The sequence below is a fragment of the Deltaproteobacteria bacterium genome (assembly GCA_009692615.1).
Taxonomy (GTDB): domain Bacteria; phylum Desulfobacterota; class Binatia; order UBA9968; family UBA9968; genus DP-20.
This window is the reverse complement of the sequence record SHYW01000148.1, coordinates 1-10,241: the sequence shown is the minus strand read 5'-3', so window position 1 is coordinate 10,241 and position 10,241 is coordinate 1. Positions and strand designations below refer to the sequence as shown.

Below are 10,241 nucleotides of genomic sequence, written 5' to 3'. Positions count from 1 at the left end.
ATCATCACCGAAGGCAACACCGCGGCGGCGCTGGGCGCCATTTACGGCGGCGCGTCGGTTATTTGCTGGTATCCGATCACGCCGTCGAGTTCCTTGGCCGAATCGATGGAATATTATCTGCCCCGCCTACGTAAGCAGATCGACGGCAAAAAAGCCTACGCCATCGTCCAAGCGGAAGACGAGATCGCCTCGGCAGGCATGGTTGTCGGTGCCGGCTGGGCCGGCGCACGCGCCATGACTTCAACTTCGGGGCCCGGCGTCTCGCTGATGAACGAGTCCATCGGCCTCGCTTATTTCGCCGAGATTCCCTGCGTCTTCTTCATCATCCAGCGCGGCGGGCCGTCAACTGGTTTGCCGACCAGAACCCAACAAGCCGACATCTCGCTCATGTACAACGCCTCCCACGGCGACACTCGCCACATGATTTTGATTCCACACGACGTGAATTCTTGTTTCGACCTGGCGCGCCAGAGTTTTAACTACGCCGATCGCTTTCAAACTCCGGTTTTCGTCGCCATGGATCTCGACCTCGGCATGAACATGTGGTCGTCGGAACCGCTCAAGTTGAACGAAGAAGTCTTTGATCAGGGTAAGCGCTTGAGTTCACAAGATTTGGATGAATGGACCAAAGCCGGCAAGAAATTTCGCCGCTACTTCGACCAAGACGGCGACGGCATTCCCTATCGCACTGTGCCGGGCAATCAGAATCGCATGGCTTCGTACTTCACCCGCGGCTCCGGCCACGACGCCGACGCCAAATATTCCGAAGACGAGCATGACTATAAATATATTCTCGATCGGCTGCGCAAAAAATTTGACACCTCGCGCAAGTTCGTGCCCAAGCCGATCATCGAAAAAGAAAAAGGCGTCAAGACCGGCATCATTTGTTACGGCTCGAGCTACGAGCCGGTGCGCGAAGCGCGCGATCGCTTGCGCGCTTCGGGTTTGAAGACCAACCACATGTTGATCCGCGCCCTGCCGTTGACCAGCGAAGTGATGGATTTTCTCGCCGAGCATGACACGATTTATTTGGTCGAGCAGAACCGCGACGCCCAGATGGCGGCGATCATCAAGGATGAGAATCCTTTGTTGGGCGCCAAGATCACCAGCATCTTGGTTTACAATGGTCTACCGGTGAGCGCCGGCGAGGTCGTCAAACAGATTTTCGAAGCGGCGCAAACCGCGAAAACCGCTTAAGGACGGACAAGAACATGGCAGAAGCAAAACTCAACAAACTCAATTTAACCGAAAAAGATTACGACGGCGCCCCGTCGACCATGTGCAAGGGCTGCGGCCACGACGCGATCTCGGCGTCGGTGCAGCGGGCTTACTACGAAAGCAGCATCGACCCGCGCAAAGTCGTCAAGCTCAGCGGCATCGGCTGTTCGTCAAAGACACCGGCATATTTTTTGAGCCAGTCATTCGGCTTCAACGCCGTACACGGCCGCATGTCGGCGGTGGCCACCGGCGCCAACCTGGCGAACCACACGTTATTGCCTATCGGCGTGTCCGGTGACGGCGACACTTCGGCCATCGGTCTCGGCAACTTCTGCCACATGATGCGGCGCAACGTGAACATCACCTATATTATCGAGAACAACGGCGTCTACGGTTTGACCAAGGGGCAATTCTCGGCCACCGCCGACGTCGGCTCGGTGATGAAGGGCGGCAAGGTCAACGACATTCCGGCCATCGATCTAGCCGAGTTGGCGATTACCCTCGGCGCCACCTATATCGCTCGGAGTTTTTCCGGCGACCGCAAACAGTTGACGCCGCTGGTCCAAGGCGCGCTGGCGCACAAAGGCAGCGCGATTCTCGATGTCATCAGCCCCTGCGTAACGTTTAACAACCATGAAGGTTCAACCAAAAGTTTGAAGTACGTCAAAGGTCATCTCGATCCGATTCATGACCTCGACTTCATCCCGCCCTATGAAAATATCGAAGCGGACTACGACGAGGGCACCGATCACGAAGTCGAAATGCACGACGGCTCGCGCATCGTTCTGCACAAGCTCGGCAAGGGCTATGATCCAACCAACAAGGCGGCGGCGATTCAAGCGATCCATGGCGCCATCGCCGAAGGCAAATTTTTGACCGGCTTGATTTATTACAACCCGAACCGCAAAGAGTTCGCCGAAGAATTGAATCTCTGCGACCTGCCGCTGTCGGAGCTCGGCCAAGACGTTCTCCAACCGCCCCTCGAAGCGCTGGAGCGAATCAACGCCGACATGATGAAGTAATTCGCTTACCAACCTAAAAGCAAAAAAGCCCGGTAGATAATCTACCGGGCTTTTTATTGTGCGCTGAAAACTTTCTTGCGAGTTACAAACCGCGCTTGGCCGGCAAATCGTGCCAGCTATCGATGATCTCCGTGGATGACGCGACCAGGCCGAAATGGCGGCGCATGTTGTCTAACGTGCTGAGATGAAGCTTGGCTTCGTACGCCGCCGAACAGTCGTCGATCATCGTCACGTAGTAATCGAACATATAGGCGTCGCGCGCCGTGGTCTCGACGCAAACGTTGGTCGCCACGCCGCAAACCAGCACGCTCTGAATGTTGCGCGCCTTGAGCACGGTGTTGAGATCCGTGTTGATAAAGGCGCTGTAGCGATGCTTGATCACCACCCGCTCGGTGGGCAACGGTGAAATGCCTTCGTAGAATTCCGCGCCCCAAGTTCCCTCGCGGCAGGTGCTGAGTCCGCCTTTTTGCGAAGTGCGATAAATCCACGACGGCGTGTCGGTCCACTCGCTGTGAGTGGTGCGAATGTAAACGATCGTCAGCCCAATGCGCCGCGCCTCGTCGATCAGGCGGAGCAAATTCGGCACCATCGCCAGCGCCGCGCTACAATCCTCGCCGCGCTTACCCGCACTGCCCTCGCAACTGACAAAATCATTTTGCACGTCGACGACGATCAACGCGGCATTTTTCGGATCGCACCGTTCCTTCAAAGATCTCAATATATCCACGACGAAGTCCTCCTCAATTAAAAACTAATCACTAAAAACTCAAAACTATTTTTAATGGTCATGCTTCTTAGCCAACCCGCCATGGCCCATCGCCATGATATCGGCGCGGGTGATTTTTTCCCCGGCGATCAAGCGCGGCAGCAGCGCATCGAAGGCGGTGAATGGATCGTGCAACACGCAGCCGGACAAGCCCATCACCGGCGTGTCGCCGAGATAAGCCATCAAGAACATCGAGCCGGGCAATATTGGAAAGCCGTGGGTCTCGACCTTGGCGCCACTGCGGCGAATCCCTTCGGGCGATTTGTCGTCGGGATCGACCGACATGCCGCCGCTGACAAGAATAACGTCGGCGCCCGCCTGTTTGGCGTCCTTGATCATGCCGCCGATTACGTCGGGATCGTCCGGCGCGAATTTCACCGATTCGACGGTCGATCCCAACTCACCGACTTTTTTGCTCACCACCGGCCCGAAGCCGTCTTTGATCCGTCCGGTTAGAACCTCGCTGCCGGTCACCACTAAATGAATTTTTTTCGCCGGCATCGGCAATATCGTCGCGATAGGCTTGTCTTTGCACAGCGCTTCGGCTTTTTGCACCAACTCTTCTTTCACTAAGACTGGAATCGTCCGCGTGCCAGCCACGACTGTGCCTTCCTTGACGAAGCGATCTCCCGGCAACGTCGCCAGCATGAGATCGCCCAAGGAATTGAAACGGTAAAGCAGGTCGGTGTCGATCTTCAGCAAACCAGAAATGGTCGCGACCAAATTAACTCTGCCTTCGCTCGGATCGGTTAGCTTTAAATTCGCTCCCGCCGCCGCTTTCGCCAACCGGCGCGCCGCGTCTTCTTCGTGAAGTTCGTCCTTCGCCAATTCCATAACATAAATATTCGCCTTGCCGACATCCAAAAGTTTCGAAACGTCTTCTGGACGAATGATATGGCCGCGGCGAAACGCCGGCCCTTTATGTTTGCCAGGGATGATCTCGGTGATGTCGTGAGCCAACGGCAATCCAATCGCTTCTTCAACAGGTATGACTTTCAGCATGCTGCGAACTCCTCAGAAATTTCTATATCGAATCCGGCGCAATTCTTCCACTCGCCCCTGGCTTTGTCCAGCGGGCCTGTGCTATTACCCGACGCCATGAGCCTTGCAGAACTCGTCCGCTACTTTCTCTACCTCGGCGCCTTCGGCTTCGGCGGTCCGGTGGCGTTGGTCGGCTTCATGCGCCGCGATCTGGTCGAGAAACGCAGCTGCATTACGGAAGACACATACAAGTTATCCTTGGCTCTGGCGCAGATCATGCCGGGGCCGCTCGCCGCCCAAGTCGCCATCGCCATCGGCTATTTCGAAGCCGGCATCGCCGGTGCGACCTTGGCCGGCATCGCCTTCGTGCTGCCGTCGTTTCTAATGGTGGTCGGCATCTCCATCGTCTACGTCGCCTACGGCGGGCTGTGGTGGATGCAAGCGTTGTTCTACGCCATCGGCGCGACCGTAATTGCGATCATCGCCATCGCCGCCTATAAACTTGCACGCGGCACGAATAAGCGCGACCCGCTGCTCTGGGGAATTTTCGTCGTGCTTACTGCCGTCACGGTGTTAGCCCAGGCCGAGCTGGCGGAATTTTTTATATTAGCCGGCGTCATCGTTCTGCTCGTGCGCGCCTGGCCGGGGTTGAAACCAGCGATACTGATGGCGCTCGGCGCCATAGCTTTGGGGTTAATGATCTGGGCGCTGGAAGCTTGGCTGCGCCAATCCGGCAGCGCGGCGAATTCCGGCAGCGTACTCGTGCAAATACTTTTATTCTTCACCAAAGCCGGCGCGTTTGTTTTCGGCAGCGGCCTAGCGATCATTCCGTTCTTGCAGCAAGGCGTGGTGCAGCAATTTGACTGGTTGACCGATCACGAGTTTCTCGACGCCGTGGCCGTGGCCATGATTACCCCGGGGCCGGTGGTGATAACGGTTGCCTTTATCGGCTATCTCGCCCGCAACGCCGGTTTCGCCGGATCGGTGATGGCCGCCATCGGTATCTTCCTGCCGGTTTATATTTTCACCATCGTTCCCGCGCCCTGGTTCAAACGCCACCGCGACAATCCGCAGTTAAAAGCCTTCGTCGATGGCGCCACAGCCGCGGCCACCGGCGCCATCACCGGCGCGGTCATAGTGCTCGCCGGCCGCGCCATCACCGATTGGCCGACATCGATCATCGCGGCGCTCAGCTTCACCGTGCTCTGGCGTTATAAAATTCCCGAGCCGGTGATCGTCTCTGTCTCCGGACTGCTCGGCTTGATTCTCTGGCCGCTTTTACACTGAGAATGTTCTATGAAGTGGGTCACGCGCAAAAGTATTCGGGTGAACCGCGTCGCCACCGCCTGGTTGATCCGCCGCTTCATCGATCCGCAAGCGGAATTTATTTTCGTCGAGCCCGATCAAGTGGCGCAAGTACAAATACAACAGGCAGCGAAGGGCTTCGACGCGCCGGGAGCAACTTATCCGCACAAAGATCAAAAAGGGCGCTGTTCGTTCGAAACGCTGGTCGATGAATACTGCGCAAATAATCCCGTGCTGCAAAAAATTGCCGGCATCGTGCGCGGCGCCGACTTTCCCGAAGAAATAAATTCAACCGCCGAATCCGCCGGCCTGCAGTTGATCTCCCAGGGATTTCCGCTCGCCGCTAAAGACGATCACGACACGGTTGCCAAAGCGTCCTTCCTTTACGACGCGCTTTACGCCGCCATCGAGTCCCGTTCCAAGTAAACTCAATTCGCAAAGCCTTCAACGCCGTGGCATAAAATCACTTTGGCGTTCCTGCGGCAATGAATGAACTCCTGCTCACCCTTACGATCGGCGCCGCCGCCGCGCTGTACTCTTCAGTCGGCCACGGCGGCGCCTCGGCCTACATCGCGCTGCTGACTCTCGCCGGCAAATTGCGGCCTGAAGTCGCCGCGACAATTCTCTTGATGAACATCGTAGTGTCGAGCCAAGCGTGGTTTCGCTTCCGCCAAAGCGGCCACTTCGACGCGCCGCTGGCCGGCACCCTGTTGCTATTCTCCGCGCCGGCGGCGTTCGTCGGCGGCATGATCGCGACCTCGTCGCGCTTCTTCATGCTGCTGGTCGGCGTCGCGCTGCTGCTCGCGGCGTTACGCTTAATTCTTCCCGATCCGCGCTCGCGAACGATTGAACGGCCGACTGGCGCAAAGCTTTGGATCTTAGCCGCAGTAATTGGCATAAGCCTCGGCATGCTCGCTGGCTTGACCGGCGTCGGTGGTGGGATTTACTTGGGTCCGCTGCTTATTCTGCTCGGCTGGCAAGACGCCAAAGGTACGGCGGGAATTTCCGCGGCGTTCATCGCGGTAAATTCGCTGACCGGTTTGATCGGCCGCTTTGCCCGCGGCAGTTTCATCGACTGGACATTGCTGCCACTGCTCTTTGCCGTGCTCGTCGGCGGTTTCATCGGCGCCCGCTGGGGCGCCAAACATGCCACGCCGATCACGATTCGGCGCTTGCTCGGCATTGTGCTGGCGGTCGCCGGCGTAAAACTATTGACGGAATAGTTTGCGTCAGACACGCGCCAGTATTTCGCCCACCAAAGCGCTCAACAGCACGACGATCCACGGCGGCCATTTCCAAAACATCAACAGACCGAAGCCAACCAAGCCGAGCGAGAAATCGACGGGAGAGAGTATCGCGCTAGTCCACACCGGCTTATAAAGCGCGGCGAGAAGCAGTCCGACGACCGCGGCGTTGATGCCGCTCAAAGCGGATTGAAATTTAGAGTTAGCGCGTAGCGAATCCCAAAACGGCAGCGCGCCGACGACCAGCAAGAACGACGGCAGAAAAATCGCAACGAGCGTCAACAGCGCGCCGCTCCAACCGTTCATAACCGCGCCGATATACGCCGAGAAAGTAAACAACGGCCCCGGCACCGCTTGGGTCGCGCCGTAGCCGGCGACGAATTGTTCGTTGGTAATCCAACCGGGGCCGACGACTTCAGATTGCAGCAGTGGCAAGACTACATGGCCACCACCGAAAACTAACGAACCGACGCGGAAAAAACTATCGAAGACATCGAGCGAATGGCTCTGCGCCAATGGCCGAATCAGCGGCAGGCCCAGCAACAGAGCGAAAAAAATAATCCAAGCGATCACGCCGGCGCGCTTACTCACGGGAAACTGCGCGTGGACTTGAAAACTCAGTGCCGTCGGCGCAAGAAAGAACCAACCGACGACGCCGGCAGCAACGATCGAAAGCAATTGTCCGCCAGCAGTTGGCCAACTGAGCGTGACAATCGCCGCGACAATCGCCAACGTCGCGCGCTGCCGATCCGGACAAAGTGACTTCGCCATTCCCCAAACCGCCTGCGCCACCACCGCGACGGCAACGATTTTCAAACCGTGCAACCATCCGGCAGCCGCCGCGGTGCCGACCGCATTCACACCAAACGCAAACGCGACCAGCAACAGCGCCGACGGCAAAGTAAAGCCAAGCCAAGCCGCCAAAGCGCCCGGCAAGCCAGCGCGTGAAATGCCAATCGCCATCCCCACCTGACTACTCGCCGGCCCAGGAAGAAATTGACACAGCGCCACCAAGTCAGCGTAACTTTTCTCATCAAGCCACTTACGTCGCACCACATACTCATCGCGAAAATAACCAAGATGCGCGATCGGCCCGCCGAAAGAGGTGAGACCGAGACGCAGGGCGACGGAGAGGACTTCGATAAAAGGCTTCATCGAACGAACCATACAGGAAGCGGTCGCGCGCTGCGAATAAATCTACGCGCTACGCTTTCTCCTCCGGCGGCTTCACATGCCGGAACACAGCGAAGATCCACAGATCGTAAACAATCTTAATCCCACCAGCGAGCAAGAACGGCAACCCTAACGCCGGCTGCGGCTGCGCGTTCGTCGGCGTCGACGACGGCCATCGTGTAAGACTGGCGCGTCGGCACGTCCATTTGCGACAGCGAATACCGTAGCAGTAAAACCGCCGTGGCCAGTTCAACGTTTGGCATCAGCGGCACCAACAGAATTAGAATATTCGACGGCAGGTGCGTGAACACCATGGTGTTTAACAAACCGAAGCGGCGCGCCATGGCCGGAGCGGCGAGAAAGGAGAGGGCGGCGAAAATATTCGTTCCGAAAAAGATCCCGCCCAGCGCCTTCAAATCGGTTTGGTAGCGCAGATAAAACCAGTAGGCGACGATGCTCTGAACGATGAACGCGCCGGCGAAGGCGTCAAGCGCAAAGAGGCCGGCGAGTTTGGCGACGATGGCACGGGATTTGTGCAAGCCGACCTTGGGTGTCGTCGACGCGATTTTCTCTTTCGCTTCCACCTGAGGCGACAGCAGCGTGAACAAGAGCGCAAGTAGAATCGCCGAAGCGACGTAACCCCAAATCAAAAAGCGGTAACCGGCGATTGCCGTCAATGAGAATAAGGACGGCAGGCTCACCGCTAACGCGCCGATGGCACCGGCGAAGGAGCCAACTAGATTGTAAGCGGAGAAGACCGCCGTGCGCTGGCGATCCTCGGTAGTCTGCGGCAGGATCGCTTGTTCGAGGGAAAGAAACGGCCCAACTTCTTTTCCCGACGGGCTGATGGTGCCGAAGATCGCCGCCAGGGCGAGCAAAATTGGATTATTGCTGACGGCGAATACGCAGCCGGCCGCGGCCATCATGAGCGCGCCAACAATCAGGAGTAATTTTCTGCCGAAGCTGTCGGCGATGGCGGTAATGACAATCGTCATCAACGCGCCGCCCGCCAACGCCGCGGTGAAAATCCAACCGATCGCCGTCGTATTCAAACCAATGGCGTCAAGATAGAGCCCGAGAATGACCGAGAGAAAACCGTAGGCTAACGAGCGCACGCCGCAGCTGGCAAACAGCAGCCAGCCGTCGCGCGAGAGTGAAAAGTTCATGCAGTCTTGCCCAAGCTAATCAGCCGCAGCAGCTATTCGCCGATGCCAACGGCAGCGCCAAGCACGCACGTGCCAGAAAAATCGCAATCATGAGGCGATTCTTCGCGCGGCTCTGACCATGAGATTTCTTACGCCGGGCTAGCCGCCGAGGGAAATCATTTCGATCTTGCGGTGGTTCTTGGGATCGTAGGTCGACGAGTTGAGCGCTGCCAAGCGCTCCGCCGAGTAACGGTCGGTGCGGCCGTGCCAAATGTTGGCGATGAACTCGGCCAGCGCCGCGTCGGAGGCGCCGCCGCGCAGCTGCGCTTTGACGTCGTGGCCGACATTGGAAAACAGGCAGGTGACGATCTTGCCGTCCGCCGTCACTCGCGCCCGGGTGCAGCTCGAACAGAACGGCTCGGTCACCGACGCGATCACGCCGATGTCGCCCTTGCCGTCGATGAATTCGTAATCCACCGACGGCGCGCTGCCTTGGTCGCGGCCGATTTCCCTTAGCGGATAGCGCGCGTTGATGGTTTCGATGATTTGTTTCTTCGACACCAGTTTGGCCGAGGTCCAGTTGTTGGCGTTGCCGACGTCCATGTACTCGATGAAGCGCATGGCGAAACCATTGTCGCGGCAGAACTCGACTAACGGCAAAATATCGTCGTCGTTGACGCCGCGCTCGACGACCGCGTTTAACTTGATCGGCGCCAACCCGGCCGCTTTGGCGGCAAAGATGCCGTCGAGCACTTTGCTCAGGTCGCCGCGCTTGGTCATGCGTTTGAATTTGTCACCGTCCAAGGTATCGATGCTAACGTTGACCCGCTTCAAGCCCGCTTGCTTGAGAGATTGAATTCTATCGGCGAGCAGCGCGCCGTTGGTCGTCAGACACAGATCCTTGAGACCTGCGAGCGGCGCTAGTTTCTCGATCAGCAGGTTTAAATCATGGCGCACCAGAGGTTCGCCGCCGGTTAATCTAATTTTTTCCACACCGAATTGAACGAATATCCGCGCTAACCGAGTGATCTCTTCGAATGTCAAAATTTCTTTTTTGTCGATCCACTCGTACTCATCCTGTGGCATGCAATAGGTGCAGCGGAAGTTGCACCGGTCGGTGACCGAGATGCGCAGGTCTTTGACCGGCCGTTTGAGCGCGTCGACTAACATGCCGTTCACTATGCAATATTGGGGTAGGGCGTTCAAGCCAGCGGTTTTGGCCAGTAAAAAGCAAACTATCGTGGCAACGTCAATATGTCATGTTAACAGCAACGCGATTATGTCAGGGTAGTGCGTTGGGTTGAGGTCGTAAGTTAGAAACCTGGCCATAGCGGAACCCCACCTTGTTGGAGTTGGTTCGATATAGGCGAAGTGTGTGCGTCGTTTT

The 10,241-nt window shown here is 57.3% G+C and carries 9 protein-coding genes and 1 pseudogene; 5 read left to right on the top strand and 5 right to left on the bottom strand.

Annotation, left to right across the window (positions count from 1 at the left end; all coding sequences use genetic code 11):
* Positions 1-1,197 carry a hypothetical protein gene (locus EXR70_23420; GenBank protein MSP41446.1) on the top strand — a complete coding sequence of 399 codons (1,197 nt, stop codon included), beginning with the start codon at positions 1-3 and terminating at the stop codon, positions 1,195-1,197.
* 14 nt (positions 1,198-1,211) lie between these two features.
* Complete coding sequence (locus EXR70_23415) at positions 1,212-2,240, top strand: 2-oxoacid:ferredoxin oxidoreductase subunit beta (protein MSP41445.1); 1,029 nt, start codon at positions 1,212-1,214, stop codon at positions 2,238-2,240.
* An 82-nt stretch (positions 2,241-2,322) separates the two neighbouring features.
* Here the strand turns inward: EXR70_23415 and EXR70_23410 are convergent, their stop codons facing one another.
* Together EXR70_23410 and EXR70_23405 are read right to left on the bottom strand one after the other, a co-directional pair.
* A complete protein-coding gene (locus EXR70_23410; protein MSP41444.1) occupies positions 2,323-2,985 on the bottom strand; it encodes a cysteine hydrolase in 663 nt (220 codons plus the stop codon).
* Between the two features lie 33 nt (positions 2,986-3,018).
* The gene (locus EXR70_23405; protein ID MSP41443.1) at positions 3,019-4,005 is read right to left on the bottom strand and encodes a molybdopterin-binding protein; all 987 of its coding nucleotides are present in this window, start codon (positions 4,003-4,005) and stop codon (positions 3,019-3,021) included.
* Between the two features lie 99 nt (positions 4,006-4,104).
* Here EXR70_23405 and chrA point away from each other — a divergent pair, with 99 nt between their 5' ends.
* The 3 genes from chrA to EXR70_23390 are packed head-to-tail and all read left to right on the top strand — an operon-like array spanning position 4,105 to position 6,515.
* On the top strand, positions 4,105-5,274 hold the full coding sequence (gene chrA / locus EXR70_23400; GenBank protein ID MSP41442.1) for a chromate efflux transporter: 1,170 nt from the start codon (positions 4,105-4,107) through the stop codon (positions 5,272-5,274).
* A 9-nt stretch (positions 5,275-5,283) separates the two neighbouring features.
* The gene (locus EXR70_23395; protein MSP41441.1) at positions 5,284-5,718 is read left to right on the top strand and encodes a hypothetical protein; all 435 of its coding nucleotides are present in this window, start codon (positions 5,284-5,286) and stop codon (positions 5,716-5,718) included.
* 59 nt (positions 5,719-5,777) lie between these two features.
* Complete coding sequence (locus tag EXR70_23390; GenBank protein ID MSP41440.1) at positions 5,778-6,515, top strand: sulfite exporter TauE/SafE family protein; 738 nt, start codon at positions 5,778-5,780, stop codon at positions 6,513-6,515.
* Positions 6,516-6,521: 6 nt separating this feature from the next.
* On the opposite strand, the gene EXR70_23385 is transcribed toward EXR70_23390, so the two are convergent.
* The 3 genes and pseudogenes from EXR70_23385 to moaA form a co-directional block, all read right to left on the bottom strand.
* Positions 6,522-7,703, bottom strand: a complete 1,182-nt coding sequence (locus EXR70_23385; protein MSP41439.1) for a chromate transporter — start codon at positions 7,701-7,703, stop codon at positions 6,522-6,524.
* A gap of 37 nt (positions 7,704-7,740) precedes the next feature.
* Positions 7,741-8,875: pseudogene (locus EXR70_23380) on the bottom strand (MFS transporter).
* 138 nt (positions 8,876-9,013) lie between these two features.
* Positions 9,014-10,024 carry a GTP 3',8-cyclase MoaA gene (gene moaA / locus EXR70_23375; protein ID MSP41438.1) on the bottom strand — a complete coding sequence of 337 codons (1,011 nt, stop codon included), beginning with the start codon at positions 10,022-10,024 and terminating at the stop codon, positions 9,014-9,016.
* Positions 10,025-10,241: the final 217 nt, after the last annotated feature.

What these genes read in the sequence shown, in the direction of transcription:
- moaA (MSP41438.1), bottom strand. Translation starts at nt 10,024, where the DNA reads ATGTTAGTCGACGCGCTCAAACGGCCGGTCAAAGACCTGCGCATCTCG.
- EXR70_23390 (MSP41440.1), top strand. Translation starts at nt 5,778, where the DNA reads ATGAATGAACTCCTGCTCACCCTTACGATCGGCGCCGCCGCCGCGCTG.
- EXR70_23385 (MSP41439.1), bottom strand. Translation starts at nt 7,703, where the DNA reads ATGGTTCGTTCGATGAAGCCTTTTATCGAAGTCCTCTCCGTCGCCCTG.
- EXR70_23395 (MSP41441.1), top strand. Translation starts at nt 5,284, where the DNA reads ATGAAGTGGGTCACGCGCAAAAGTATTCGGGTGAACCGCGTCGCCACC.
- EXR70_23415 (MSP41445.1), top strand. Translation starts at nt 1,212, where the DNA reads ATGGCAGAAGCAAAACTCAACAAACTCAATTTAACCGAAAAAGATTAC.
- chrA (MSP41442.1), top strand. Translation starts at nt 4,105, where the DNA reads ATGAGCCTTGCAGAACTCGTCCGCTACTTTCTCTACCTCGGCGCCTTC.